The sequence below is a fragment of the Nonomuraea sp. NPDC000554 genome, assembly GCF_040300065.1.
In the GTDB taxonomy this organism is placed as follows: Bacteria; Actinomycetota; Actinomycetes; order Streptosporangiales; family Streptosporangiaceae; genus Nonomuraea.
This window is the reverse complement of the sequence record NZ_JBEPDC010000028.1, coordinates 22,003-47,614: the sequence shown is the minus strand read 5'-3', so window position 1 is coordinate 47,614 and position 25,612 is coordinate 22,003. Positions and strand designations below refer to the sequence as shown.

At 69.6% G+C, this 25,612-nt stretch carries 29 protein-coding genes and 1 riboswitch; of the genes, 12 read left to right on the top strand and 17 right to left on the bottom strand.

All coding sequences use genetic code 11. The features are described from left to right. Nucleotides 1–65: 65 nt before the first annotated feature. A complete protein-coding gene (gene pepN, locus ABT294_RS38955; protein ID WP_350811452.1) occupies nucleotides 66–2,627 on the bottom strand; it encodes an aminopeptidase N in 2,562 nt (853 codons plus the stop codon). Nucleotides 2,628–2,718: 91 nt separating this feature from the next. Here pepN and ABT294_RS38950 point away from each other — a divergent pair, with 91 nt between their 5' ends. Together ABT294_RS38950 and ABT294_RS38945 are read left to right on the top strand one after the other, a co-directional pair. After that, on the top strand, nucleotides 2,719–3,339 hold the full coding sequence (locus ABT294_RS38950; protein WP_350811451.1) for a mycothiol-dependent nitroreductase Rv2466c family protein: 621 nt from the start codon (nucleotides 2,719–2,721) through the stop codon (nucleotides 3,337–3,339). 140 nt (nucleotides 3,340–3,479) lie between these two features. After that, nucleotides 3,480–4,883: an aldehyde dehydrogenase family protein gene (locus tag ABT294_RS38945; protein ID WP_350811450.1), complete on the top strand. Its 1,404-nt coding sequence runs from the start codon at nucleotides 3,480–3,482 to the stop codon at nucleotides 4,881–4,883. A 15-nt stretch (nucleotides 4,884–4,898) separates the two neighbouring features. Here ABT294_RS38945 and ABT294_RS38940 read toward each other — a convergent pair whose 3' ends face one another. Continuing rightward, complete coding sequence (locus ABT294_RS38940; RefSeq protein ID WP_350811449.1) at nucleotides 4,899–5,627, bottom strand: SDR family oxidoreductase; 729 nt, start codon at nucleotides 5,625–5,627, stop codon at nucleotides 4,899–4,901. Nucleotides 5,628–5,636: 9 nt separating this feature from the next. Next, nucleotides 5,637–6,122 carry a peptide deformylase gene (gene def, locus ABT294_RS38935; protein ID WP_350811448.1) on the bottom strand — a complete coding sequence of 162 codons (486 nt, stop codon included), beginning with the start codon at nucleotides 6,120–6,122 and terminating at the stop codon, nucleotides 5,637–5,639. A gap of 104 nt (nucleotides 6,123–6,226) precedes the next feature. On the opposite strand from def, the gene ABT294_RS38930 reads away from it, so the two are divergent. Next, nucleotides 6,227–6,694, top strand: a complete 468-nt coding sequence (locus ABT294_RS38930; protein ID WP_350811447.1) for a ribose-5-phosphate isomerase — start codon at nucleotides 6,227–6,229, stop codon at nucleotides 6,692–6,694. Here ABT294_RS38930 and ABT294_RS38925 read toward each other — a convergent pair. Both ABT294_RS38925 and ABT294_RS38920 read right to left on the bottom strand, forming a co-directional pair. Then, complete coding sequence (locus ABT294_RS38925) at nucleotides 6,691–6,837, bottom strand: hypothetical protein (RefSeq protein WP_350811446.1); 147 nt, start codon at nucleotides 6,835–6,837, stop codon at nucleotides 6,691–6,693. The two genes, ABT294_RS38930 and ABT294_RS38925, sit on opposite strands and share 4 nt — an antisense overlap. A 15-nt stretch (nucleotides 6,838–6,852) precedes the next feature. Further along, entirely contained in the window at nucleotides 6,853–8,082 is a 1,230-nt protein-coding gene (locus ABT294_RS38920) for a GNAT family N-acetyltransferase (protein WP_350811445.1), read from the bottom strand. A gap of 118 nt (nucleotides 8,083–8,200) precedes the next feature. Here ABT294_RS38920 and ABT294_RS38915 point away from each other — a divergent pair, with 118 nt between their 5' ends. Next, entirely contained in the window at nucleotides 8,201–9,316 is a 1,116-nt protein-coding gene (locus tag ABT294_RS38915) for a PP2C family protein-serine/threonine phosphatase (RefSeq protein ID WP_350811444.1), read from the top strand. 231 nt (nucleotides 9,317–9,547) lie between these two features. Here the strand turns inward: ABT294_RS38915 and ABT294_RS38910 are convergent, their stop codons facing one another. Next, entirely contained in the window at nucleotides 9,548–10,204 is a 657-nt protein-coding gene (locus tag ABT294_RS38910) for a LuxR C-terminal-related transcriptional regulator (RefSeq protein ID WP_350811443.1), read from the bottom strand. Nucleotides 10,205–10,307: 103 nt separating this feature from the next. Between ABT294_RS38910 and ABT294_RS38905 the strand changes: the two genes are divergently transcribed. The 3 genes from ABT294_RS38905 to ABT294_RS38895 all read left to right on the top strand — a co-directional run bounded on the left by ABT294_RS38905 (nucleotide 10,308) and on the right by ABT294_RS38895 (nucleotide 13,422). Continuing rightward, complete coding sequence (locus ABT294_RS38905) at nucleotides 10,308–11,612, top strand: M50 family metallopeptidase (protein WP_350811442.1); 1,305 nt, start codon at nucleotides 10,308–10,310, stop codon at nucleotides 11,610–11,612. Nucleotides 11,613–11,670: 58 nt separating this feature from the next. Next, complete coding sequence (locus ABT294_RS38900) at nucleotides 11,671–12,390, top strand: phosphotransferase (protein ID WP_350811441.1); 720 nt, start codon at nucleotides 11,671–11,673, stop codon at nucleotides 12,388–12,390. A 267-nt stretch (nucleotides 12,391–12,657) separates the two neighbouring features. Further along, complete coding sequence (locus tag ABT294_RS38895) at nucleotides 12,658–13,422, top strand: sulfite exporter TauE/SafE family protein (RefSeq protein WP_350811440.1); 765 nt, start codon at nucleotides 12,658–12,660, stop codon at nucleotides 13,420–13,422. Between the two features lie 21 nt (nucleotides 13,423–13,443). Here the strand turns inward: ABT294_RS38895 and ABT294_RS38890 are convergent, their stop codons facing one another. Continuing rightward, a complete protein-coding gene (locus ABT294_RS38890; RefSeq protein ID WP_350811439.1) occupies nucleotides 13,444–14,157 on the bottom strand; it encodes a TetR family transcriptional regulator in 714 nt (237 codons plus the stop codon). A gap of 77 nt (nucleotides 14,158–14,234) precedes the next feature. Between ABT294_RS38890 and ABT294_RS38885 the strand changes: the two genes are divergently transcribed. Beyond that, complete coding sequence (locus ABT294_RS38885) at nucleotides 14,235–15,164, top strand: zinc-binding dehydrogenase (protein WP_350811438.1); 930 nt, start codon at nucleotides 14,235–14,237, stop codon at nucleotides 15,162–15,164. Between the two features lie 13 nt (nucleotides 15,165–15,177). Here the strand turns inward: ABT294_RS38885 and ABT294_RS38880 are convergent, their stop codons facing one another. Then, nucleotides 15,178–15,588 (bottom strand): DoxX family protein, encoded by a 411-nt coding sequence (locus ABT294_RS38880; RefSeq protein ID WP_350811437.1) that lies wholly within the window; start codon nucleotides 15,586–15,588, stop codon nucleotides 15,178–15,180. A 74-nt stretch (nucleotides 15,589–15,662) separates the two neighbouring features. Between ABT294_RS38880 and ABT294_RS38875 the strand changes: the two genes are divergently transcribed. Beyond that, nucleotides 15,663–16,544 carry a sigma-70 family RNA polymerase sigma factor gene (locus ABT294_RS38875; protein ID WP_350811436.1) on the top strand — a complete coding sequence of 294 codons (882 nt, stop codon included), beginning with the start codon at nucleotides 15,663–15,665 and terminating at the stop codon, nucleotides 16,542–16,544. A 250-nt stretch (nucleotides 16,545–16,794) separates the two neighbouring features. On the opposite strand, the gene ABT294_RS38870 is transcribed toward ABT294_RS38875, so the two are convergent. The 4 genes from ABT294_RS38870 to ABT294_RS38855 form a co-directional block, all read right to left on the bottom strand. Then, on the bottom strand, nucleotides 16,795–17,340 hold the full coding sequence (locus ABT294_RS38870; protein ID WP_350811435.1) for a hypothetical protein: 546 nt from the start codon (nucleotides 17,338–17,340) through the stop codon (nucleotides 16,795–16,797). Between the two features lie 308 nt (nucleotides 17,341–17,648). Continuing rightward, the gene (locus ABT294_RS38865) at nucleotides 17,649–18,593 is read right to left on the bottom strand and encodes a coiled-coil domain-containing protein (protein ID WP_350811434.1); all 945 of its coding nucleotides are present in this window, start codon (nucleotides 18,591–18,593) and stop codon (nucleotides 17,649–17,651) included. 5 nt (nucleotides 18,594–18,598) lie between these two features. Continuing rightward, nucleotides 18,599–18,737: riboswitch (cyclic di-AMP (ydaO/yuaA leader) on the bottom strand. 66 nt (nucleotides 18,738–18,803) lie between these two features. After that, nucleotides 18,804–19,874, bottom strand: a complete 1,071-nt coding sequence (gene galT, locus ABT294_RS38860; protein WP_350811433.1) for a galactose-1-phosphate uridylyltransferase — start codon at nucleotides 19,872–19,874, stop codon at nucleotides 18,804–18,806. Next, complete coding sequence (locus tag ABT294_RS38855; protein ID WP_350811432.1) at nucleotides 19,871–20,650, bottom strand: DeoR/GlpR family DNA-binding transcription regulator; 780 nt, start codon at nucleotides 20,648–20,650, stop codon at nucleotides 19,871–19,873. Before ABT294_RS38855 ends, galT begins: the two co-directional genes overlap by 4 nt. A gap of 101 nt (nucleotides 20,651–20,751) precedes the next feature. Between ABT294_RS38855 and ABT294_RS50920 the strand changes: the two genes are divergently transcribed. After that, entirely contained in the window at nucleotides 20,752–20,868 is a 117-nt protein-coding gene (locus ABT294_RS50920; protein WP_502912202.1) for a 50S ribosomal protein bL37, read from the top strand. Between the two features lie 8 nt (nucleotides 20,869–20,876). Here ABT294_RS50920 and ABT294_RS38850 read toward each other — a convergent pair whose 3' ends face one another. Further along, nucleotides 20,877–22,187, bottom strand: a complete 1,311-nt coding sequence (locus ABT294_RS38850; RefSeq protein WP_350811431.1) for a TrpB-like pyridoxal phosphate-dependent enzyme — start codon at nucleotides 22,185–22,187, stop codon at nucleotides 20,877–20,879. Between the two features lie 100 nt (nucleotides 22,188–22,287). Between ABT294_RS38850 and ABT294_RS38845 the strand changes: the two genes are divergently transcribed. After that, nucleotides 22,288–22,905, top strand: a complete 618-nt coding sequence (locus tag ABT294_RS38845; RefSeq protein WP_350811430.1) for an HAD family hydrolase — start codon at nucleotides 22,288–22,290, stop codon at nucleotides 22,903–22,905. On the opposite strand, the gene ABT294_RS38840 is transcribed toward ABT294_RS38845, so the two are convergent. The 3 genes from ABT294_RS38840 to ABT294_RS38830 all read right to left on the bottom strand — a co-directional run bounded on the left by ABT294_RS38840 (nucleotide 22,895) and on the right by ABT294_RS38830 (nucleotide 24,139). Then, complete coding sequence (locus ABT294_RS38840; protein WP_350811429.1) at nucleotides 22,895–23,521, bottom strand: nucleoside/nucleotide kinase family protein; 627 nt, start codon at nucleotides 23,519–23,521, stop codon at nucleotides 22,895–22,897. The genes ABT294_RS38845 and ABT294_RS38840 overlap by 11 nt on opposite strands. Before the next feature lie 73 nt (nucleotides 23,522–23,594). Next, on the bottom strand, nucleotides 23,595–23,831 hold the full coding sequence (locus tag ABT294_RS38835; protein WP_350811428.1) for a hypothetical protein: 237 nt from the start codon (nucleotides 23,829–23,831) through the stop codon (nucleotides 23,595–23,597). A gap of 71 nt (nucleotides 23,832–23,902) precedes the next feature. Next, the gene (locus ABT294_RS38830; RefSeq protein ID WP_350811427.1) at nucleotides 23,903–24,139 is read right to left on the bottom strand and encodes a hypothetical protein; all 237 of its coding nucleotides are present in this window, start codon (nucleotides 24,137–24,139) and stop codon (nucleotides 23,903–23,905) included. Nucleotides 24,140–24,593: 454 nt separating this feature from the next. Here ABT294_RS38830 and ABT294_RS38825 point away from each other — a divergent pair, with 454 nt between their 5' ends. Continuing rightward, the gene (locus ABT294_RS38825; RefSeq protein WP_350811426.1) at nucleotides 24,594–24,821 is read left to right on the top strand and encodes a bacteriocin immunity protein; all 228 of its coding nucleotides are present in this window, start codon (nucleotides 24,594–24,596) and stop codon (nucleotides 24,819–24,821) included. Between the two features lie 258 nt (nucleotides 24,822–25,079). On the opposite strand, the gene ABT294_RS38820 is transcribed toward ABT294_RS38825, so the two are convergent. Beyond that, nucleotides 25,080–25,307, bottom strand: coding sequence for a hypothetical protein (locus tag ABT294_RS38820; RefSeq protein ID WP_350811425.1), 228 nt, complete (start codon nucleotides 25,305–25,307; stop codon nucleotides 25,080–25,082). Between the last annotated feature and the right edge of the window lie 305 nt (nucleotides 25,308–25,612).

Below are 25,612 nucleotides of genomic sequence, written 5' to 3'. Positions count from 1 at the left end.
ACGGGGCCGGACGCCGGCGTGCGGGGCGGGGCTCTTCGCTGGGTGGAAGAGCCCCGCCCTCCGGGTTAGGAGGCGTCCTTGGCGCGGTTGCGCAGGGCGCGGCTCACGCCGTCGGCGCCTTCGAGGATCATGCGGCGCAGGGCCTGCGGCGGCTGGGTGGTCTCCAGGAAGTCCTGGGCGGCCTCGACCGTCGCCTCCTCGATGAGCAGCGTCGGGAAGCAGCCGACCGCGAACGTCTGCGCCTGGTCGAACGTCCACTCCTGGTAGATGCGGCCGATCTCGGCGAAGTACTTCTCCCGGTACGGAACCAGCAGCTCGACATGGCGCGGGTCGGCGAACCCGGTGATCGTGGCGCGGGCGATGTGGTTCGCCAGCTGGCCGCCGACGATCGCCTCCCAGGCCGCCGCCTTGCTCTCGGCCGTCGGCAGGGCGGCCCGGCACAGCGCCGCCGACCGCTCGCCGGTGGCCGTCGGGTCGCGCTGCAACTCGGCCTCGATGTCGGCCTCGCCGTACCGGCCGCTCGACACCATCGCGTGGACGAGAACCCAGCGCAGGTCCGCGTCGACGGCCAGCCCCTCGGGCACGGCCGAGCCGTCCAGGATGCCCTGGATCAGGTCCAGGTCCGCGCCGGACGTGGCCACCGGCGCGAACGCCTGCAGGTAGGCGAGCTGCTGGTCGGAGCCGGGCTCGGCCCCTGCGAGCAGCGACCTGAGCTCGGTGGCGAGCAGCGCGAGGCCCTCGGCCTGCCACGCCGGGTCGGCGTACTGCTGCACGGCCTGCCTGGCCTGCCGCAGCACGGTCTGCAGGACCGTGATGTCGCGCAGCGTGCCGACGCCGGAGACGACGAGCTTGACGTAGTCGCGGGTGGCCATCTCGCCGTCACGCGTCATGTCCCAGGCGGCCGACCAGCACAGGGCGCGTGGCAGGGACTCGGCGAACGCGGCGATGCCGCCGCCGATGAGCGTGCGCAGCGAGCGGTCGTCCAGCCGGATCTTGGCGTAGGTCAGGTCGTCGTCGTTGACCAGCACCAGGTCGGGCTGCTCTTCGCCGACGAGCTCGGCGACCGGCGTGCGGGCGCCGACGACGTCGAGCTCGACGCGTCTGGTCTGCCTCAGCTCGCCGTCGGCCAGCGAGTACAGGCCGATCGCCACGCGGTGCGAGCGCAGCGTCGGGTACTCGGCCGGAGCCTCCTGCAGGACGTCGAAGCTCTCGAACCGCCCGTCGGCCGACACGGTGAAGGACGGGCGCAGCGTGTTGACCCAGGAGGTCTCCAGCCACTCCTTCGACCACGCGGACAGGTCGCGGCCCGACTTCCGCTCCAGCGCGGTGAGCAGGTCCTTCAGCTCGGTGTTGCCCCAGGCGTGCTCGGCGAAGTAGTCGCGCACCCCCGCGAGGAAGTTGTCGAGCCCGACGTAGGCGACGAGCTGCTTGAGCACCGAGGCGCCCTTGGCGTAGGTGATGCCGTCGAAGTTGACCTCGACCGCTTGCATGTCGGGGATGTCGGCGGAGATCGGGTGCGTGGACGGCAGCTGGTCCTGGCGGTAGGCCCAGGACTTCTCCACGTTCGCGAAGGTCGTCCAGGCGCCCTTGCCCCAGCGGGTGGCCTCGGCCTGGGCGAGCACCGACATGTAGGTGGCGAACGACTCGTTCAGCCACAGGTCGTCCCACCAGCGCATGGTGACGAGGTCGCCGAACCACATGTGCGCCATCTCGTGCAGGATCGTCTCCGCGCGCCGCTCGACGACCGCGTCGGTGACGCGGGAGCGGAAGACGTAGTCCTCCAGGAACGTCACGCAGCCCGCGTTCTCCATCGCGCCCGCGTTGAACTCGGGCACGAACAGCTGGTCGTACTTGCCGAACGGGTAGCGGACGCCGAAGACCTGGTGGAAGAAGTCGAAGCCCTGCCGGGTGACCTCGAAGATGTTGTCGGCGTCGAGGTGCTCGGCGAGCGAGGCGCGGCAGTAGACCCCCAGCGGGATCCCGTCGTGCTCGGAGGTCACCTTGTGGAACGGCCCGGCCACCAGGGCGGTGATGTAGGTGGACATGACCGGTGTGGCGGGGAACGTCCAGCGCTTGGAGGCCTGGACGGCGCCGTGCCTGCCGCCCTGCGCGGGCAGCTCCGCCACCTCGGACGCGGCGGCGTTGGAGACGATCTCCCAGTCGGCCGGGGCGAGCACGGTCAGCTGGAACGTGGCCTTGAGGTCGGGCTGGTCGAAGCAGGCGTACATGCGGTGCGCGTCGGCCGTCTCGAACTGGCTGTGCAGGTAGACCTTCTGGTCCACCGGGTCGACGAAACGGTGCAGCCCCTCACCGGTGCGCATGAAGCGGCAGTCGGCGTCGATGCGCAGCTCGTTGCTCTCGGCGAGCTCGGGGAGCGGGAAGCGCCCCTTGTCGGCGTCGTAGGCGGCGACGTCGAGGTCGCGGCCGTTGAGCGTGACCTGGCGCACGTGGGCGCCGTGCAGGTCGATGAAGGTGGACGCGCCGGGCTGGGCGCTGGTGAAGCGGACGGTCGTGATGCTCTCGAAGCGCTCGTCTCCCTCCGTCAGGTCGAGTGCTACGGCGTATGACTCGACCTTCAAGAGCCGGGCACGCTCGCGCGCCTCGTCCCGGGTCAGGTTGCCTGCCAAAGTTGGGCTCCTTTACACCACTTCTTCGGGGTTTGTCGGTATCCTGCCACGCTGGGAATAGGGTGCGGACACCCCCAGGTTATGGCCCCACGTGACTGAGAAGACTCCCGTAGATCTGTGGTTCGATCCTTTCTGCCCCTTCGCCTGGGTGACGTCACGATGGCTGCTCGAGGTCGAGAAGGTCCGCCCCATCGAGCCGCGCTGGCACATCATGAGCCTCAACGTGCTCAACGAGGGCAAGGACGTCTCGGATGAGTACCGTGAGCAGATCGCCAGAGCCATCGAGCCCGTCAGGGTCGTCGCCGCAGCCGAGGCCAAGTACGGCGCCCACGTCGTCGGTCCGCTCTACACCGAGTTGGGCACCCGCCTGCACAACGAGGGCCGGAACAAGGACCTCGACCGGCTCCGCGAGACGGTGGAGGACGCTCTCGAGGCCGCCGGCCTCGACAAGGAGCTGGCCGACACGATGACCTCCGACGAGTACGACGAGGCCGTCCGCGCCTCGCACAACGAGGGCATCGACCTGGTCGGCCAGGAGGTCGGCACGCCGGTCATCCGCGTCGGCTCCAACGCCTTCTTCGGCCCGGTCATCACCACGATCCCGCGCGGCGAGGACGCCGGAAGGCTCTGGGACGGCGTGCTGCTCGTCACCGGCTTCGAGGACTTCTTCGAGCTGAAGCGCTCCCGCACCCGCCGGCCTCAGTTCGACTGAAGCCGACCTGGTGTGACCAAAGCCCCCCATACCCGTCAGACCCGGTTCGACCGAAGCCCCCCCGCCTCGGGTACTCCTGGTCCTACCCTGATGACGAAGCGCACTCGCATTGCGGCAGCAGGCACGCGAGGATGGGGGCCATGCGTCAGCTGTATATCGGAGGTTCCTGGGTCGCGTCGGTGTCGGGCGAGGCCATCGAGGTCGTGAACCCGGCCACGGAAGAGATCATCGATCGGGTGCCCGCAGGCGTTCCCGACGACGTCGAAGCGGCCGTCGCCGCTGCGCGAAGATCCTTCCCCGACTGGTCCGGCACGGCCCCGGAGGAACGGGCCAAGCTGCTGACCGCCGCGGCCGAGCTGCTGACACAGCGCGCGGGCGACGTCGCGCGGGCGATCGCGACCGACATGGGCTCGCCGCTCGGCTTCGCGCTCAAGGTGCAGACGCTCATGCCGGCCGGGGTGCTGGCCTCGTACGCCCGCCTGGCCGAGAGCCACCCGCGCGAGTCGCAGGTGGGCAACTCGCTCGTGGTCAAGGAGCCGGTCGGGGTGGTCGCGGCGATCACGCCGTGGAACTACCCGCTCCACCAGATCGTCTGCAAGGTCGCCCCGGCGCTGGCCGCGGGCTGCACGGTGGTGCTCAAGCCCAGCGAGGTCGCGCCGCTGGCCGCGTACGCGCTGGCCGACATCTTCCATGAGGTGGGCCTGCCCGCGGGCGTGTTCAACCTGCTCAGCGGGCGCGGCCCGGTGGTGGGCGAGGCCATGGCCGCCCATCCCGAGGTGGACATGGTCTCCTTCACCGGCTCCACCACGGCCGGGCGCAGGGTGGCGTCGCTGGCGGCCGAGTCGGTCAAGCGGGTGGCGCTCGAGCTCGGCGGCAAGTCCGCGAACCTGATCCTGCCCGACGCCGACCTGCGGGCGGCGGTCAAGGCCGGGGTCGCCAACTGCTTCGTCAACGCGGGCCAGACGTGCTCCGCGTGGACCCGCATGATCGTCCACGTCGACCAGTACGACGAGGCCGTCCGGATGGCTGTCGAGGCGGCGCGTAAGTACACCGTGGGTGACCCGTTCGACGAGGCCACCCGCATCGGCCCGCTCGTCTCCGCCGCCCAGCGCGACCGGGTGGTCCGCTACATCAACAGGGGTGAGGAAGAGGGCGCCAGGCTGGTCGCGGGCGGCACCGAGCGGCCGCTGCCGCGCGGCTTCTACGTCGAGCCCACGGTCTTCGCCGGGGTCGACCCCGGGATGACGATCGCGCAGGAGGAGATCTTCGGCCCGGTCCTGTCGATCATCCCGTACACGTCCGAGGAGCAGGCGGTGCGGATCGCCGACGGCACCCGGTACGGCCTGTCGGGCGCGGTCTGGGCGGGAACTCGGGAACGCGCGATCGAGGTGGCCCGCAGGCTGCGCACCGGGCAGGTGGCGATCAACGGCGGTGCGTTCAACCCGCATGCGCCGTTCGGCGGTTTCAAGCAGTCGGGCGTCGGGCGCGAGCTGGGCGAGCACGGGATCGAGGAGTACTTCGAGGTCAAGTCGCTGCAGCTGTAGCCGTCGCGCCCGGGGTTAAAGGATCAGCCCTCCCGTCGCCAGGAGATTCTGCCCGGTGATCCACCGGCTGTCGGGGCCCGCCAGGAACGCGACCACGGCCGCGATGTCGTCGGGCCTGCCGAGCCGCTGGAGCGCCGCGAGCGCGGTCGACGTCTCCAGCGCCTCCGGCGGGTTGCTGGCCCGCAGCGTGTCGGTGTCGGTCGCGCCCGGCGAGACCGTGTTCGCGGTGATGCCGCGCCCGCCCAGCTCCCGCGCCGCCACCTTGGCGAACTGCTCCACCGCGGCCTTGGTGGCGGTGTGCAGCGCGAGCCCCGGCGCCGGGATCGCGGTGTTGAGCGTGGAGATGTTGATGATCCGGCCGCCGTCGCGCATCACCCGGCAGGCCCACTGGATGGCCAGGAAGGTCGCACGGGCGTTGGCCGCGAACACCCGTTCGTAGGTCTCCTCGGTGATCTCGGCGATGGGCCCGTGCCGGTGCTCCGCCGCGTTGTTGACCAGGATGTCGATCCCCGGCAACGCCTTCTCGGCCTCGGCGAACAGCCGGTCCAGGTCGTCCCTGCTGGCCTGGTCGGCCTGGACGGCCAGCGCTCCGGTCCGCTCGGCCACCTGGCCGGCCGCCTCGGCGTCGCTCCGGTAGCTGAACACCACGCTGGCTCCGTCGCCGGTGAGCCGCTCGACGATGGCCCTGCCGATGCCACGCGAGCCGCCGGTCACCAGCGCGCCCTTTCCAGAAAGTGTCCCCATGCGGACAACTTACGCCTTGAGGATGATCTTTCGGGCCTCGTTCTTCGGCAGCCGGTCCACGTACAGCTGGCCGTCCAGGTGATCGGTCTCGTGCTGGAAGCAGCGCGCCAGCGACCCGCGCGCCTTGACGCGCACCGGGCGGCCGAGCCGGTCCAGGCCCTCGACGGTCACGCCCGCCGCCCGCCCGACCGGCGCGTAGATCGGCGTGCCCGTCCGCCGGTCCGGCACCGACAGGCAGCCCTCCTCGTCCAGGACCTCCTCGGGGTCGTCGACGGTGAGCACCGGGTTGACGACGTGGCCCTTGCGCCCGCTGATGTCGTAGACGAACAGCCGCCGCGACACGCCGATCTGGGGCCCCGCCAGGCCCACGCCGTTCACCGAGTACATCGCCTCGAACATCTCGTCGATCAGGCGGCGCAGCTCGCGGTCGAACCCCTCGACGGGCTCGGCGGGCGTGCGCAGGACCGGGTCGCCGATCACGCGGATCTCACGCATGGATGGTCTGCTCCCGTAAGGATTGGGCTCCAGTAGAGGTCCTTACTCTAGCCAGCCAGCGCGTGGTCGGGGACCCGGGCGCGGCACTGTGGAAGACTGGACGCGTGCGTGTCTACATCGCTGCCGACCATGCCGGCTATGAGCTCAAGAACCATCTCGTGTCCTGGCTGAAGGACCACGGCCAGGAGGTGATCGACTGCGGTCCCTTCGTCTACGACGCCGAGGACGACTACCCGGCGTTCGTCCTGCGTGCCGCCGAGGGCGTCGCGGGCGACCCGGCCAGCCTCGGGATCGTCATCGGCGGGTCGGGCAACGGGGAACAGATCGCCGCCAACAAGGTGCGCGGCGTCCGTGCCGCCCTCGCCTGGAGCGAGGAGACGGCCAAGCTCGCGCGCGAGCACAACAACGCCAACGTCGTCAGCATCGGCGCGCGCATGCACTCCATCGAGGACGCCACCAGGTTCGTCGAGGTCTTCCTCGCCACCGCGTTCTCCGGCGCCGAGCGGCACAGCAGGCGCATCGCGCAGCTCGCCACCTACGAGACCATCGGGCAGCTGCCCTCGCTGCCCTAGCTTCTGCGTTTCGGCTCGCGCCTGGGCATCTCGTCGCGGAGAGGCCGCCTGTCGGCGGCCTCCTGCTGCTCCTTCGACGGTCTCGACACGTCGCGGGCCCGCATGGCGGTGATGGCGGTGATCTGCAAACTCTGCAAGGCCATACCGGGGAGCCTACGTCAGAACGTCAGCCCCGCCCACGGCTTCGGGCTCCAGCTCATCGCCGTCGACAGCGTCCGCACCGCGCCCGGTGTGTGCTCGCGCAGCAGCCCGGCGTCGAGCTGCGTGGTCAGCAGGCCGTCGCCCAGGTAGGCCGAGCCGAGCGCCGACACGGGCAGCGTCACGTCGGGCTCGTCCTCGACCGGCTTGCACTCCGCTCCCGACGTGTCCGCGCTGAGCCGCCAGCGGCGGGCGTTCCACGGGCACAGCTCGTCCTCGACCTCGAGCACCACGTCCACGGGCGCCGAGTAGGCGCGGGACGTGAGCGCCCTGTCCACCTCCACCAGCCGCGCCCACAGCTCGTCCGACCAGCTCGGGCGGAGCTGCCGCTGGTCGGCGAGCAGCGCGACGATCGGGTCGTCCACCGGCCTGCTCTGCGCCACCACCGTGGAGACCAGGTCGCGGTCGAGCAGGCTGCGCCACAGCAGCGCGTAGGCCGCCGGGTCGGACGCCTCCAGCTCCCGCAGCCTCAGCTCGCCGTCGGGCACGCCGTTGGCGTCCCAGCTCGCCTTGATCCGGAACAGCGCGTAGCCGCGCACACCGTTGTCGTCCTCGGCGATCACCGAGCGCAACGTGCCCGCGCCCTGCTGGTCGGCCTCGTCGTCGGCCAGCACGTTGTTCCAGAAGTCCGCGTGGCGCGCGTAGCGCCCGGGACGCATGGGGACGATCCGCTCGAACAGCGACTCGAACTCGGCTCTCGCCTCGGCCGGCCTGGCCACCCTGATCCTGAGCGACGGGTCGCTCGGCACGTTCCTGACGAAGGCCGAGCCGGGCTTGGAGATGCGGAACGACAGCTCGCCGGCGGCTCTGCCGTACCCGAACCTGCCGTAGATCAGCGCCTCGGAGGCGTACAGGGTCGCGACGGACTCGCCGCGCTCCCGCACGTCGGACAGCTGCCTGCGCATCAGCTCGGTCAGGACGCCGCGGCGGCGGTGCGAGGCCAGCACGCTGACGGCCGTGACGCCCGCGACCGGGATCCGGCCGCCTGGGACCGTCATGGTGAGGCTGAAGCTCGACGTGACACCCGCGATGACGTCGCCGTCGAAAGCGGCGAGCGTCCGGTCGAACTCGGTCTCAGCCTTGAACCGCGCGCTCTGGGCGGGATGCGGAGTCCAGCCGAACGCCTCGTCGAGCACGTAGGAGAACGCCGGCCACTCGGCCTCGGCAACAGGACGGATCGGATAGCTCATCCGTCCACGGTAGGAGCGGGCAAAGGGGGAAGGCCACCTAATATCCCTGCTTAATGATCAAGGCGTTGGTCAAGTGGGCTGCCCAAACGCGGGTCAGACCGATACAGTCAGGCGCATCATGAGTTCCCGTCCGGCGCCGCTGATACCGCCACGGCTCCGCGCGTTCCTCGTGCGGGTGCCGCTGCTGGTGCCGATCGTGCGATTCTTCCGGCGGGGTCCCCTGGGCCGCGACCGCAACCTGCTCGTCACGCTGATCATGCTCTCGCTCCTGATCGGCCTGCTGGCCGCGCGCGTGTCGACAGAATGGTTCTCACCCTCGCTGCTCATCCTGGTCACGCTCGTCGGCGGGCTGCAGCTCCGGCTGCGCAGCCTCAGCAAGCTGCTCGCGGTGGAGGCCGTCGCGCTCGGCTACATCGCCGCCACGCTCGGCGTGAGCCGCATCGGGCTGGGGCTCATGGTCACGATCGCCTTCACCTCGATCCTGGCCCTGCTCATGGCCCGCACCCGGGGCAAGCTCGGCGTGCAGGGGCTGCGCGGCGACGCGATGCTGCTGGAACTGCGCGACCGGCTCAAGAGCCAGGGCGAGCTGCCCCCGATGCCCAAGGACTGGGGCGCCAAGGTGGTGCTCAAGCAGGCGGGCGGCTCGTCCTTCGGCGGCGACTTCCTGGTGTCCATGCGCGACGGCGACCAGGTGGACATCGCCCTGGTCGACGTCTCGGGCAAGGGCGTCGACGCCGGAACCAGAGCGCTGCTGCTGTCGGGCACGTTCGGCGGGCTGCTCGGCTCCGTCGACGACTTCCTGCCCGCCTGCAACGCCTACCTGCACAGGCAGCGCGGCGACGAGGGGTTCGTGACCGCCGTGCACGCCCGGCTGAACCTCGCCACGGGCGAGTACACGATCACCTCCGCCGGGCACCCGCCGGTCGTCAAGTTCGACGCGGGCACCGGCAACTGGCAGGTGGCCTCCGCCAAGGGCGTGGTCCTCGGCGTCGTCCCCGACCTGCACTGCGAGCCCGAGAGCGGGGTGCTGCGCAAGGGCGACGCGCTGCTGCTCTACACCGACGGCCTGATCGAGCAGCCCGGACGCGACATCGACGCCGGCCTCGACAAGCTGCTCGGCGAGGCGGAGCGGCTGCTGCCGTCCGGGTTCCGCGACGGTGCCCGGGCCCTGGTCAACGCGATGGCCTCGGGGCACAACGACGACTGCGCGCTGGTACTCATCTGGCGTCCGTAGGGCCGCCGTGACGAATCACACGGGTCACTTCGTGTGCACAGGCATGGGCGAATGGTGAATCGCGTCACTGGTCCCGGCAGTCCGCGGCTGGGATTCTCGTAGAGGTCATCTTCTGAGCCCCGGACCCCGGGGGAGCGGCGCGGCTTCTTCCGGGGCCCGGTTCAGAGCCGGCCTGCACGTCGGCGGTGGGTCCCGTTCGGAGCCGGCCCGGACTTCGGCGGTCGCTCGCGTTCAGAGCCAGCCGGAGTCGGTGGCGATGCGTACCGCGTCGAGACGGTTGCGGGCGCCCGTCTTGCACATGATCCGTGACAGGTGGTTGCGCACGGTGCCGACCGACAGGAACAGCTCGGCGGCGATCTCCGTAGAGCGGGCGCCGCCCGCGGCGATCCGCAGCACCTCCAGCTCCCGCCTGGTCAGCGGGTTCGCGGCGGACTGCAGCACGGCGACCGCCAGCTCCGAGTCGATGGCGCGGCGTCCGGCCGCGATCTCCCGCAGCCCCTCGGCGAGCCGCTCGGGCGCCACGTCCAGGCTCAGGAAGCCGAGCGCCCGGTTGGCGAAAGCCCGGCGCACCTGGCCCGGATTCGGCTGGGCCGACAGGATCAGCACGCGGCACCCCGGCGCCTTCTCGCCCAGGCGGGCGGCGACGGGCAGGCCGCCCTCGCCCGGCAGGTCCAGATCGATGATCGCGGTGTCGGGCTCGCGGGCCACGGCCGCCGGTACGACGTCCTCGGCGCTTCCCACCTCGGCGACGACCCGCAGGTCGGGCTCCGCGTCGAGCGACACGACCAGGCCCCGTCGTACCAGCGGCAGATGCTCGGCGACCAGAATCCGGATCAAGGCGCCCCCTTCGTCGTACCCCAGGGTGATCGTCTGATCGCGTACTGTCAACGCAGTCTCGTCGTTCGCCAAAGCGGCCGCAAGCCCTTCAGGGGCGGAGAGTTCGACTAGTCTGGGTGCGTCAAGACCTTCCGTCTGCCTGGAGCGCGCCCAGATGAACTGGCTCTATGTCGCGGGGATCGTCGTCTTCCTGGTCGGGCTGATGGCGTCCATCGCGTTGCACGAGATCGGCCACCTCGTGCCAGCCAAGCTCTTCGGCGTCAGGGTGACGCAGTACATGGTCGGCTTCGGCGCGACCGCCTGGTCGCGGCGGAAGGGCGAGACCGAGTACGGCATCAAGTGGCTGCCGCTCGGCGGCTACATCCGCATGATCGGCATGCTGCCGCCCAGGCCGGGCGACGACCCGGGCACGGTGCGGAGCTCCTCGACCGGGCCCTGGCAGGGCCTCATCGAGACCGCCCGCGAGGCCGCCCAGGAAGAGGTGCGTCCCGGCGACGAGGACCGCGTCTTCTACCGGAAGAAGTGGTGGCAGAAGGTCATCATCATGTCCGGCGGCCCGGCGATGAACTTCGTGCTCGCGTTCCTGCTCTACGCGCTCCTGCTCGTCGGCATCGGGCTGCCCGGCCTCAAGCCGATCGTGTCGCCCGACACGAACACCTGCGTGATCCCGATCAGCGAGAAGCGCACCGAGTGCCGTCCCGGTGACCAGCAGACCCCCGCCGCCAAGGCGGGCCTGAAGCCCGGCGACCAGATCGTCAGCTTCGCCGGCGCCAAGGTCACCACCTGGGATGACGCCACCCGCCTGATCCGCTCGCACGGCGCGGGCCCCGTCGAGCTCGGCATCGTCCGCGACGGCAAGCCGGTGACGCTCAACGTCACGCTCATCGCCCAGGACCGTCCCGCGATCGACGACCCCAAGAAGATCGAGAAGAACGTCGGGTTCCTCGGCGTCCTGCCCACGCAGGTGATGGAGAAGCAGAGCCTGGGCGTCGTCATCGGATACATGGGCGAGCTGACCGGGAGGGTGGCCGGTTCCCTGCTGAACCTGCCGGAGAAGATGGTCGGCGTGTGGAACGCCGCGTTCTCCGGCCACGAGCGCGACCCCGCGGGCCCCGTGGGCGTGGTGGGCGCGGGGCGGATGGGCGGCGAGATCCTCGCCTCCGACCTGTCGACGGAGATGAAGATCTTCAACGTGGTGAACCTGCTCGCCGGGTTCAACCTGGCCATCGGCATGTTCAACCTGATCCCGCTGCTGCCGCTCGACGGCGGTCACATCGCGGGCGGCCTGTGGGAGGGCGTCAAGCGGGCCTACGCCCGGATCAGGCGCCGTCCCGAGCCCGCGTACGTCGACATCGCCAAGGTCCTGCCGGTCACCTACGCGCTGGCCTTCGTCATGATCATCATGGCCGGCCTGCTGGTCTACGCCGACCTGTTCAACCCGCTCAAACTCACCGGCTGAGCCGTTGGTCGAGGAGCAGCCCCTACGTGGCGGAAACGTCAGCGCCGGGGTCGTCCGCGTGGGCGACACGGTGCGCCGCCCCGCGGGCCCGTGGACTCCCGCCGTCCACGCGTTGCTCGCCCACCTGCACGACGTGGGATTCCCCGGCGCCCCTCGCCCCCTCGGCATCGACGACCGAGGGCGAGAGGTGCTGACCTTCGCACCAGGCGACGTCGTCTGGCCCGACCGTTTCGCCCTCGTCGAGCCCGCCCACCGGCTGGCCCGGGTGGCCCGCATGATCCGCGACTTCCACGACGCCGTGCAGAGCTTCGTCCCGCCGGCGGACGCGCGCTGGCAGGAGCTCATCCCCGCCGACGGGGCCGACCTCATCGCCCACCACGACCTGGCCCCGTGGAACCTGGTGGCCGGCGACCATGACAGCTGGGTCTTCATCGACTGGGACACCGCCGCGCCGGGCACCCGGCTGTGGGACGTCGCCTACGCCATGCACGGCTTCGTCCCGCTGTCCGCCCATCCGCGCTGGCGCCGCCCCGACGCTGAGACGCGACTGCGGGTCTTCGCCGACGCGTACGGGCTTGACGAGGCCCAACGCCGCCGGCTCGTGCCGCTGCTGAGCCGCCGCACCCGCTCGATGCACGACTTCCTGAGGCGACAGGCGGCCGACGGCGCCCAGCCGTGGACCACCCTGTGGCGCGAAGGCCACGGCGACGCCTGGCAGGCGGACGCCGACTACATCGAACGCCACGAACCCCGGTGGGCTGCCGCCCTGCTGTCCTGACGCCCAGCACTCACCGTGAAGCCGCAAGCAGCGGTTCGCCGGGGTGCTCCCCAGGGCCCACATACCGGTTGCACCGCCCCCGCACGTTCTAAGATCGTGTCAGCTGTGCGGTGGGAGCATCCTTCGCTGAGCGTCGAAGTATTCGACCTCTAGCGTCACCCACATGGGACTTCCGCCAGCTGCCAGATGCGCTCACCCCGGTGTGCACCGACCGGCCAGGCGCAGGCGCCGGTCGCCTGAGCGCCGATTCCACCAGAAAGGGCGAGCATGACACCCTGGGAGATGCTGGCCGTCTTCGCGGCCGGCATCGGCGCGGGCGCGGTCAACACCGTCGTCGGCTCCGGAACCCTCATCACCTTCCCCGTCCTGCTCGCCGTCGGCGTTCCGCCCGTCACCGCCGTGGTCTCCAACGCCCTCGGCGTCATCCCCGGCTCCATCAGCGGAGCCATCGGCTACCGCCGGGAGCTTCGCGGCCAGCGCCGACGTCTCCTGAAACTGGGCGTCGCCTGTCTGTTCGGCGGCCTCGCGGGCGCCACACTCCTGCTGACTCTGCCCGTCACGGCGTTCGACAAGATCGTGCCTGTCCTCGTGGGCCTGGCTCTCGTCCTGGTCGCCCTGCAACCGCGCATCAACAAGCGCCTGCGCCGCCGCCAAAGCACCGGCGACCCCGCCCACCGCGACACCGGCCCCACGCTCTTCATCGGTCTGATGCTCGCCAGCGTCTACGGCGGCTACTTCGCCGCCGCCCAGGGGATCATCTACGTGTCCCTGATGGGCATACTCATGGACGAAAGCCTGCAACGCCTCACCGCGCTGAAGAACGTCCTTGTCGCCGTGGTCAACACCGTCGCCGCGCTCTTCTTCCTGTTCGCCGCGGAGTTCGACTGGACGGCCGTCGCGCTCATCGCGGCAGGCTCCGCCCTCGGCGGCCACGTCGGAGCCTCGGTAGGCCGCCACTTCAGCCCAGCGACTCTGCGCGTCCTCATTGTGACGCTCGGCGGCATCGCCATCGCGCATCTGATCGTCCGGTAAGGGGGGAGCCCACTGCGGCCATCACCGCCCGGCTCGACCGCGCGCCTCACGCTCGGACGGCCCGCCCGCGCCTGCGTCCGGGGACCCCCCGCTGAAGGTGACCGCGCCGGGGATGGCCGTGAAGGCCGACCGCAGCTCGGCGGCGAGATCGGAGTGGGTAAGGGCGCCGGGCTTGGAAGTCCAGGCCCGCAGGGCGGCGTGGAACGCCGCGACCACCAGATCCAGTGCCAGCCTCGGCCGCGGGTCACCGTGGTCCAGGCCGAGCCTTCGCTGCAGAGTCGCCTCGACAACCGCGCTGGTGCGGTCGCAGTACTGAAACCCGTACGCGGCGATCGACGGTGTGCGCTCGGCCAGTTCCTGGGTCAGCCGTACGCGGGTCACCCAGGCCCCGCCGCCGTCGTCCATGCGCGCGAGCGCGGCGAGCAGCGCCTCCTCCAGCACCTCCAGTACGGGCGCGCGGCCGAACGACAGGTGCTCGACGTCGTCCCGCAGGCCGTTCCACAGCGTCTCCAGCGGAGTGAAGGCGACCTGCTCCTTGCTGGCGAAATTCCGAAAGAAGGTGCGCTTGGAGACCTCGACGGCCTCGCACAACTCGTCGAGGGTCACTCCGTCGAAGCCGCGCTGCGTGAAGAGTTCGAGCGCGGTATCGACCAGCGCGGCTCTGGTCTTGAGCTTCTTACGCTCCCGCAGCGAGGGCTTCTCCGGCGCGGAGGCGGAGGAAGGATCGGCAGTCATCGCCCTTAGTGTACCTGGAACGCAGATGCCTCCCATATGCTTATGCCACTGAGTGGCATATTTCAGAGAGGATCGCCATGCGCGCCCTGATCGTTGATCGTTCCGTCCCCGGTGGCCTGCGGGTGGGGGAAGTGCCCGAGCCGGTGCCCGCCCCGAACCAGGCGCTGGTCCGGGTCACGGCCACCTCACTCAACTACGGCGAGGTCAAGCACGGCATCGAGACGGCTGAGGAGGGGACGGTGCTCGGCTGGGACGCCGCCGGTGTCGTCGTGCAGTCGGCGGCGGACGGGTCAGGGCCGGCCGTGGGCACGTCCGTCGTGACCCTCGACGAGCGCGGGGGCTGGGCCGAGATCCGAGCCGTGCGCACCGACTGGATCGGCGTCGCGCCCGAGCGCGCGGAGCCGGGCGCGATCAGCACCATCCCGGTAGCGGCCGGCACCGCGCTGCGCACGCTCCACCGGATCGGGCCCATCCTGGGGCGGAGGATCCTGGTATCCGGCGCCACCGGAGGCGTCGGCCGCTACGCCGTCCAACTCGCCAGACTCGGCGGCGCACACGTGATCGCCTCCACCGGCGACCCCGGCAAGCACGGCGAGGCGTTGCGCGCTCTGGGCGCCCACGAGGTGGTGTCCGGTCCTGCGCAGGCCGGCGGCGGGCTGGACGGTGTGCTCGACATGGTGGGCGGCCCGCAACTCGTGGAGGCGTTCGACCAGCTCGGCGAGGGCGGCACGCTGGTGGCCGTCGGCCACTCCACGGGCGAGGGCGAGAGCTTCCCGTTCGGTGCCATGTTCAGCGGGCCAGGCCGTGATGATCGTTCGATCGTCACGTTCATGCTGCTGTTCTGCGACGGGCTGGACCGGGACCTTACCTGGCTGGCCCAGCAGGTCGCAGACGGCGTGCTGAGCCCCGAGATCACCTGGCGCGGCGGCTGGGACGACGCGTCCGAGGCGGTGAGCGCCCTCGTCGAGCGCCGTCTGCACGGAAAGGCGGTGCTCGACCTGGCCTGACGGCCCCGTCGTCTCAGAGCCTGCCGAGGTGGTGCATGCGGCGGCTGGGGGGCCTCAGCGCCCAGGACAGGACGGTCAGAACGGCCAGGATGGCCAGCAGCCACACCTCGCCGCGGTCGTACCCGGTGGTCAGGTGGGAGACGATGGCCCCGGTATAGGTGTAGAAGGCGCCTGCATAGGCCCATTCCTTGACCAACGCGCGACGCGGGGCGAGCAGGGCGATCGCACCCAGCACCTTCCAGCTTCCCAGCAGCACCAGGAAGTAAGGCGGATAGCCCAGGTGCGTCACCAGATCGCGGACGTATGGGAGCCGCGCGATATCCCAGATGCCGCCGACTGCCAGTTCGGCCGCCACCGCTGCGGTGGCCAGCCAGTATCCCGCCGATCGCAAACGCACGGGTCCGTAGCGCTGGGCGATGCCCATGAGATGCTCCTTGTCACATCCGAGCGGAGTGCTGGTTCATCGCTATGAACCCCCGGGGCGGAAGGATGTGACCGATGGACGAGGCCGGGCTGGCAGCGCGCTTCGAGGAGCAGCGGCCCCATCTGCGGGCGATCGCCTACCGGATGCTGGGCTCGCACGCGGAAGCAGACGACGCGGTGCAGAACTCATGGCTGCGTCTCAGCGGCGCCGACACCGCCGATGTGGACAACCTCGCCGGATGGCTGACCACCGTCGTCGCCCGGGAGTGCCTGAAGATGCTGCGCACCCGCCGGAGCCGCCGCGAGGAGCCCCTCGGCGACACCACGGCCGAGCCCTCTGCCGGAGGCTACGACGTCAACGATCCCGAAGCCGAAGCCCTGCTGGCCGACTCGGTCGGTGCCGCGCTGATGGTCGTGGTCGACAACCTCGCCCCCGCCGAGCGGCTGGCCTTCGTCCTGCACGACATCTTCGCCGTGCCCTTCGACGAGATCGCCGCCATCCTCGAACGGTCCCCGGCCGCTACCCGTCAGCTCACCAGCCGCGCCCGCAGACGGGTCCGAGTCGCGACCCCACCCCGGCAGGTTGACATCGTCCGCCAACGACAGGTCGTCCAGGCGTTCCTCGCCGCGCTGCGAGAAGGTGACTTCGACGGGCTCCTCGCCGTACTCGATCCCGATGTGCTCCTCCGAGACGGCAGCGCCGAACTCCCCCCTGGCGGTGCAGGGCTGATGCGAGGCGCGCGGGCTGTAGGCGCCCACGCGCTCACCTTCTCGCGGGGTGCCCGGTTCGTACAGCCCGCGCTGGTGAACGGAGCCGTGGGTCTCGCGATCGTCCCGCAAGGACGCCTCATCGGGGCACTCGGCCTCACTTTCAACCACGACAAGATCGCCATCATCGAGATGATCGCCGATCCCGAGCGCCTTCGCCACGTCGACCTGGCAGCTCTCGGCCCTTGACCGCCGACGGCCTGCGACCCAGGCCGGAAGCCGCCGCGCCCTGGATGTGGTCCTCTCCCAGAGAGGCGTCGTCCCGAGCACGAACCAGTGCGGTGCTGCGCGCATCTGATCGGGCATGAGCGACACCGTCGTCCGGGTCTGCTTGTGGCCCGCGACGATCAGCGCACAGGAGAGAGGAGTGGCGCTCTGCCGTGGGCACGCTCGGCCGGCACCTCCGTACCGGTGTCCGAGCGGGCCGGTGGGCTGGGGCTCATGAGGTGCGGGTCAGTTTCTCAGACGTCCTGAGGAACTTCGTGCCGTTCCACTTGTAGGTCTGGCGGACGATCAGATCGGGGCAGCAGTTGGGAGCCTTGTCGCTGACCACCTTGCCGCTTAGGTCTACCTGTCCGTTCTGGATGGTGACGTTCTGGGTCTTGAAGTAGCGGTTCTTGCCCAACGCGCCGATCAGGCGGGGGGCTGAGCGCTTGGAGGCGCCGTCGTAAACGAAGGAAATTGTGGGATTGCCCGACGTAGGGCTCGGGCAAGACGAAACGACCACGGTCTCGGGCTTTCCGTCACGCGTGAGGTCGCCTACAGCGGCGACGCGGGCGCGCACGACATACCAGGTGTCGCTCGGCCGTGGCTTGGGGCAGTGCAGCGCCGGCTCCACCACCTTCGCCCAGTCGGTCCCTTCGAAGGCGGCGGCCGTGGCTGGAGCCGCCGCACTGTCGGCCGTGGCGGTGCCCATGGCGAGGAGCGGCGCCAGTGATGTCGAGATGGCGACGGCCCCCGCCCAGGTACGGAGTCGGCGGGCCATCGGGCTGCTCTTGTGCTCGGCGCATGAGTTCATAACCATTCTGATGCAAGGAACGCCGAACAAGTTCGATCAGAATCGCCCTGGAACCCTACTTCGAGCCGGTTTCGTTCAGGTTCCGGCCTAACCGGCGGGCAGAGACGCGCTCGCACCATTCTGATCCGTAGCGAGAACGTCGTCCGTGATCGTCCAAGGCCGTCGCTGGTATCCGAGAGGGGCGGCAAGCTCCCCGACACCCCTTGCCGAAGCGCGTCGCCGTACAGCTCACCGGGCACATGGCCGCCCCCGAACTCTTCGCAGCGCCGAGTAGCTCAGTACATCGAGATGTGCACGTGGTCGTAGTGGTTCTCGGTGATGCTGCCGCGGTCCGACATGGCTTCCCAGCCCGAGCCCTGGTTGATGCGCTGCTTCCAGATGACGTACTTCACGCCGAGCTTGGCCTTGTTCTGCAGGGCCCAGGCGGCGATGTGGTCGCCCAGGGCGTTGTTGACGCTGCTCGGCATGGTGCCGCCGGTGCTCATCATGAAGTCGCAGGCCCGGCCGAGGGGGTGCTCGCCGCTCGATCCCGACCTGAAGCACCCCACCTCGAACGGCAGCGCGAAGTTCTTCTCGATCAGCCCTCGGATCACCCGCATGCGGGCGGTGATGTTGTCGGAGCCGGAGGGCAACTCGGGCGCCCAGCTGCCGTCGGAGCGCCGGCCCGGTCCTGTCGGGACGAGTTGCGTGAGCTTCTTCTGGATGTCCTTGATGACGTCCTGGGCGCCGTCGCGCTGCTTGGCGACGTCCGCCGTGTCCGTGCGGATCTTGGACTCGAGCGCGGCGGCCTCGTCGGAGGCGCGCTTCTTCTCGTCGCGGGCGCTGGCGACGCTCTGCACGATGGCCTGCTGCTCGCTGGTGAGCTGTTCGAGGACGGCGGCGGCGCCGCCGTCGGTGGGCAGCAGGAAGGACGGATCGCCGTTCTGGTAGCGCAGCTGGATGAGCTCGGAGACCCGCCTCTGGGCCGTGGCCAGCGTCTGGTCGGCGGTGGCGAGCCGTTTCCTGGCCCCCTCCGCGTCCTGTCGCGCCTTGGCCAGCTCGACGCGCTTGAGGTTGTAGCTCTCGATGAGCTTGTCGACTTTCGCGTTGAGCTTCTTGAGCTCGGCGCGCAGCTGCGCCTCCGTGGGTTTGGGCGCGGCCGAGGCGACGGCCGGGCTGAAGGCCGCGGAGGCGGCGGTGACGAGAGCGATGGCCAGACTCGCGGGGGACGCAGCCGCCACGTACGTGTTCCTCTCCCTCTGCCGGCCGGGTTAGCTGACGGGTTCGGGCAGGAGTGATGTCCCTACCACCGAAGTGGATTCACCCCGGTTGCGGTGGGTCCCCGGCTCCCGGGCAACGCGCCCGGGATTAGGCGGCAACGGCTGTTACGGCCGGTGCAAAAGGGATGTTAGTAGTAAAACCAAGGTCATGCGACCTCAATCGGAAATCAATTAGTGATCTACCTGTGATCGAAGCATGCGTGCCGCCTCCTCAGGCAGCACGTCGTTGACGAACGCCCCCATCGCCGACTCCGAGCCCGCCAGGTACTTCAGCTTGCCGGGCGCGCGCCTGATGCTGAACAACTCCAGGTGCAGGTAGGCCAGCTCGCGCTGCTGCCGCACCGGCGCCTGGTGCCAGGCCGAGATGTACGGCATCGCCACGCCGAACAGCCCGTCCAGTGCCCGCAGCACCGAGGTGTACAGGGGCGCGAACGCGGCCCGCTCCTCCTCCGACAGCGCCGCCAGGTCGGGCACCTGCCGGTGCGGATACACGTGCACCTCGAACGGCCAGCGGGCGGCGGCGGGCACGAACGCGGTCCACAGCTCGTTCGAGGCGACCACGCGGGTCCCCTCCGCCCGCTCGGCGGCCAGCACGTCGGCGAACAGGTTGCCGCCCGGGTGGCGTGAGGCGGCCGCGAGCTGGAGCTTGGTGCGTGGGGTCACGTACGGGTAGGCGTAGATCTGGCCGTGCGGGTGGGGGAGCGTGATGCCGATCTCCTCGCCGCGGTTCTCGAAGCAGAACACCTGCTCCACGCCGTCGATGGCCGACAGCTCGGCCGTCCGGTCGGCCCAGGCCTCCATGACCAGCTCGACCTGGGAGTCGGACAGGCGGGAGAACGACGAGGAGTGATCGGACGTGAAGCACACGACCTCGCACCGTCCCACTCCCGGCCGTACTTCGCTCAGTCCGCCCACCTCACCGTAAGTACCGAAATTTCCGGAAAAGGAGGGGAAGCGGTTCTCGAACACCACCACGTCGTAGTCGCGCGCCGGAATCTCCGAGGCCCGCGTGTCGGTCGACGGGCACAGCGGGCACTCGTCGGCGGGAGGCAGGAAGGTGCGCGTCTGCCGGTGCCCCGCGATCGCGATCCACTCCTCGGTCAGCGGGTCGTAACGGAGCTCGGACGCCACCGGCCTGGGGTCGAGCGGCCGCCGGTCGATCGCGCTCCTGTCGGCGTCGTCGCGCCGGTCGAAGTAGATCAGCTCTCGGCCGTCGGCCAGATGGGTGATGGTGCGCTTCACTGCGAGCCCTCCGCGATGATCAGTTCTCCGGCCCGTTCGGCCAGTTCCAAGCGTGCGTCCTCGGACAGCCCGGCGTCGCTGATGACCACGTCGGCCTCGGTCAGCTCGGCGATCGTGCTGATGCCGACGGTGTTCCACTTCGTGTGGTCGGCGGGGACGACCAGCCGGTGCGCCGCGGCCACCAGCTCTCTGTCGGTCTCGGACTCCAGCAGGTTCGGCGTGGTGAACCCGGCGCGGACGCTCATCCCGTGCACTCCGAGGAAGAGCGTGTCGACGTGCAGGCGGCGGATCGCGGCCACCGCGACCGGGCCGACGAGCGCGTCGGACGGAGTGCGGACGCCGCCCGTCAGCACGACCGTGCGGTCGGCGCGCGGGTTGCGGTGGAAGACCTCGGCCACCGGGATCGAGTTGGTGATGACCGTGAGGTCGGGCACGCCGATGAGGTGACGGGCCAGCGCCCAGGTGGTGGTGCCTGCCGACAGGGCCACCGCGGTGCCGGGCCTGACGAGCTGGGCGGCCTGGCGCGCGATGGCCTCCTTCTCCTGCTGCTGGCGGGCGGACTTGGCGGTGAAACCCGGCTCCTCGGTCGAGCCGGGGCCGAGCGCGGTGGCGCCGCCGTGCACCTTCTCCAGCAGCCCGCGCTCGGCGAGCACCTCCAGGTCGCGACGGATCGTCATGTCGGAGACGCCGAGCTCGCGCACGAGATCGGCCACCCGGACGCCGCCGCTGCTGCGCACGCGCTCCAGGATTGTCTGCTGCCGCTGCTGTGCGAGCACGCCGCCGCTCCTTCCAACAGATTCCACCAAATTATGACACGGATTTGTTGGGGAATGTTAGATAGCCGCATGGCTTGTGCGGCGGCCCGAGGCGCGAGACGTTGGAAGCGAAGCACACGCCGATCACCGGAGGTGAGCCCATGGCCAGACGATCTCGCAAGGGCAAGGCCCGCAAGAAGAAGAAGGCCAACCACGGAAAGCGCCCCACCGCCCGCTGACGGGTCGGCTAGCCCGGCAGGTCGCTGAGGGCCTCGTCCAGGCGTGACTGCGGCAGCGTGTGATCCTCCATCGACCCTGAGAGGTAGCGGTCGTATGCGGCGAGGTCGAAGTGGCCATGGCCGCAGAGCGCGGTGAGGATCACCTTCTCCTCGCCGGTCTCCTTGCAGCGCAGCGCCTCCGCGATGGTCTCCGCCAGCGCGTGCGTCGGCTCGGGAGCCGGGACGATGCCTTCGGCGCGGGCGAAGCGCACGCCCGCCTCGAAGCACTCGCTCTGCGACTTGGCGACCGCCTCGAACAGGCCCAGCTCGTACATGTGTGACAGCAGCGGCGACATCCCGTGGTAGCGCAGGCCGCCCGCGTGGATCGGATCCGGCACGAAGCGATGGCCCAGGGTGTGCATCTTCAGCAGCGGCGTGAAGCCCGCCGTGTCGCCGAAGTCGTAGGCGTAGACGCCGCGGGTGAACGACGGGCAGGCGGCCGGCTCGACGGCGCGGAACGTCGGGTTGATCTTCCCGGTCAGCTTCTCACGCAGGAACGGGAACACCAGCCCGGCGAAGTTGGAGCCTCCCCCGGTGCAGCCGATGATCACGTCCGGCGTCTCGTCCAGCTGCTCCAGCGCCTCCTCGCCGATCACGGTCTGGTGCAGGAGCACGTGGTTCAGCACCGAGCCGAGCGCGTACCGCGCGTCGGCCCCTGACGCGGCCACCTCCACCGCCTCGCTGATGGCGATGCCCAGGCTGCCGGGCGAGTCGGGGGCGTCCGCCAGCGCCTTGCTGCCCGCGCTGGTCAGCGGCGAGGGGCTGGCGTGCACCGTCGCGCCGTACACCTGCATGAGCGAGCGCCGGTAGGGCTTCTGGTCGTAGGAGGCGCGCACCATCCAGACCTCGCATTCCAGGTCGAACTGCGCGCACGCGAACGCCAGCGCGCTGCCCCACTGCCCGGCGCCGGTCTCGGTGGTGAGCCTGCGCACGCCCTCGCGGGCGTTGTAGTAGGCCTGCGGAACGGCCGTGTTCGGCTTGTGGGACCCGGCCGGGGAGACGCCCTCGTACTTGTAGTAGATCCGGGCGGGCGTGCCGAGCGACCGCTCCAGCCTGCGCGCCCGGATGAGCGGGGTCGGCCGCCACAGCCGGTAGACGTCCAGCACCTCCTGGGGGATCGGGACGAACCGCTCGCCGCTCAACTCCTGCCTGATCAGCTCCATCGGGAAGAGCGGGGCGAGGTCGTCCGGCCCCACGGGCTGCCGGGTGCCGGGGTGCAGCGGCGGTGGCGGCGGGGCGGGCAGGTCGGGAACGACGTTGTACCAGTTACTCGGGGTCACCGTCTCAGTCTGCGCCGGTAACGGGCGAGGTTCCAGTGCCATCCGTTCGCGCCGCCGATGCGGTCTAGACGCATGGCATGTCGGACGCTATGTTGGTGAAATGCATTCACAGTCAATTCGCGCGATAATCTTCGACATCGGCGGCGTCCTGGAGATCGCACCTCAGCGCATATCCATCTCCGAACGCTGGGAGACCCGCCTCGGCCTGCCGCCGGGCGAGATCGACACCCGCATGGAGGACGTCTGGAGGGGAGGAGCGATCGGCGCGATCACCGAGGCGGACGTCCACCGCTCCCTGGAGGACCGGCTGGGGCTCTCCGCGGCCCAGGTCGCGGAGTTCATGGCCGACCTGTGGACGGAGTACCTCGGCACCCTGAACACCGAACTGGCCGCGTACTTCGGCGCGCTGCGTCCCCGCTACACCACCGGCATTCTGAGCAACAGCTTCGTCGGCGCCCGGGAGCGCGAGCAGGAGCGTTACGGCTTCGGCGACCTGGCCGACCACATCGCGTACTCGCACGAGATCGGCGTGTCCAAACCCGACCCGCGCACCTACCGTCTCGTCTGCGAGCGCCTGGCCGTCCGCCCCGAGCAGGCGATCTTCGTGGACGACGCCGAACGCTGCGTCGAAGGGGCCCGCGCGATCGGGATGCACGGCGTCCACTTCAGGACCAACGCCCAGGCCATCGCCGAGATCGAGGCCCTGCTCAGCCGGTGACCAGCGCGGGCCGGTCGGGATGGTCGGCCCGCACGACGACGTCCGCCAGCCGCTGGGGCTCGACCTCACGCTCGTACCGCTGGTAGGCGGGCAACCGCCAGAGCTCGTCCTGCGCGGTGCCGCGCGTCAGGGCCCCGTGCGACAACCACAGATGGACGCTCAGCTCGAACGGCAGCCACCTGCCCAGCAGCAACGTCCCGTCGAGCAGCAGCACCCCGTCCTCCGGCAGCGTCTGGTACGACGACCGATAGGCCCGGTCTGCCCGGCTGTCCCACAGCTTGGGGAGCACCTTCCCCGACTGCCCCGGGTCGAGCGGTTCGAGCACCTCCCGGCGAAGCGCCCCCACGTCCAGCCACTCGTCGTAGAACACGTCAGGATCAGTGCGGCCGAACTCGAGTCTCAACGACGCGGGCCGCAGGAAATCGGCGGCCGACACCCGCACCACCGCTCGCCCCAGCACCCGCAACGGCTCGACCAGCGCGTCGGCCAGCAGCTCCGGACGGGCCGGGGGCGCCCCGTCGATGGCCACCCGCACCCGGGAACCGCCCGGCCGTGCGGCGATCAGCTCCGCCAGCTCCTCGACCAGCGCCTCGGGCGAGATCGGTCGTACGCGCACCGCCCGAGCCTACGCGATCTCCGCTCACCGATCGGGCGACGAGTCGCCCTTCTTGCTCCAGAAAGCCGACGGATCACCGGTCTCCCCGACCCGCCTCGCGCCGTCGACGCAGCGGGGGGCAGATGGGCTTCTCGACCGACCTGGCCACGGCCTCCGGCGACGGCTCGCGCGGCGTGCCCAGCACGGTCATGCCCGGGGGAAGGGTGGTTTCCGGGTCGATCAGGAACATCGTGACGGTTGCCGGATCGAAGCCGAAGGTGCGTCCGCAGCTGTAACATCGGCCGATCGTGGTGAGCCGCTTGTCCATCATGCGAAGTCCGTCCTCCTCCGCTGTTGCAGGCCCCAGACGGGCAAGGCTACGGCCCCGCTCGCACGCGGATGTCACTCAGCCGACCGGCCGCGCACTTTCCTGATCTTGTGCTGCAGCCACAGCCCGAAACCCAAGAGCCCCAGCAGGGCGAGGGCGCCGACGGCGACGGCGACGCGCCCGCTGCCCAACACGTCCACCAGCCATGGCAGGCCGAGCAGCGCGGACACTCCGAAGATCACGCCGAACCCGATCAACCCCAAGACCATCAGGAAGGCGAATTCTTCGGCTGCTTTCCGCAGGTGGCCCATCCGGCACCTTCCGTCGTTCACCCGAAAGACACTCAAGGAGCTATCGATCAAAGAATGAGATGAAGATCAGAAAGGCCAGGTCGTCTCAACGAGCTGACCTGGCCTTTCATCGCGCGAGCGGACGACGGGAATCGAACCCGCGTAGCTAGTTTGGAAGATATCAGCTCATGATCCCCTGACGAGCTCCGGCTCTGGTCAGATGCCGCGCGGCCCTGCCCGCGAGTCCCCGCGATTCCCCCTTGATCACCGCCCCATCGGGCACGCAACGGGCACGCGCGCCCACCGGCGACGGTTTTGCAGCGCGTGACCGTTGCAACCGAGAGATGGCCTTCCACCTGCGGCAGGACTCGGTCTTGCCGCCTCTGAAGCCATGATCTTTGCACGTATATTGCACAGTGCCGTCAGACGTACAGGCGGTAGTCGAGCTTGAACTAGGGGGACGGAAGGGTACCGGATGAGCGTGCATCTGAATCGCGCGGAAGCCATCTCCTTGGTACAGCGGATCATGGACGGGGAGTACGCAGACGAGCGGGAACTCGACGGCTGGCTGGAGGCAATGGACCGCTCGCTCGTGTGTCCTTCGGGATATGTCTCCGACCTGATCTTCTGGCCCGAAGAAGCTGAGCTCACAGCGGCACAGGTCGTTGATCAGGCGTTGGCCTATCGTCCCATCGCACTCTGACGTAGAGCTCACGAGGGGAATCGAACCTCTGACCTTCTGTTTGCAAGGTCCCCAAACGGTCACCGTGAGAGTTCGCAGGCGTCCGTCACCTCGCCAGTTGGCATCCTCGTCGTTCGTCTCCGTCCAACGACGTTCAAGATCGTCCGTTCGGGTGGCTCCCAAGGTGGCTCCCAGACCCATTAGCTTGGAGCTGCATCGATCACGACTTGACAGGACCCTGACCAGGGCAAAATGCCGGTCCTGAGTTCGCAGAGTGGTCTACGATCGGCGCCTGTTTCCCAGCCTCTCCATCTCGCGGCCGACTTGGTTGATCGTTGTGAGGGCGGCTTGTATCTCGTCTCTGCGGAAACCCATGCGAATCCGAAGATCGTCATCGTCGAGGTGTATGCCGTTACACACCTCATTGAGAGCGTTGTTGATGAGAGAGACATCGTCACGGCTCAAGATGACGACGACCTCATCCTCGGTAATGGCATCGATCTCCACACTTCAGTTTGGCAGAGGTGCGCGACTGCGCAGTTGCCTTGCGCGCCGGCGTGCACCTCCCCTGGCTGATCATCCCGTCTGCCGTCGTCCCGCCCGAAGGGGAAGCGGGCCAGGGCCACGGGTACCAGATGGAGCGCCCCACCGGACGAACGATCTGGTACCCGTGGCCCTGGTCTGCTCGGCTTGTCCCGGGTCGATGGTGGGCGGGATGATCAGGCTTCCACCCCAGCCCTCTACAAGCCTCAGGCGCTGCTCCGCGATCACCCCGGAGCCGAGGCCCCCGCCGGAGGCGGCAGGGGAGAGAA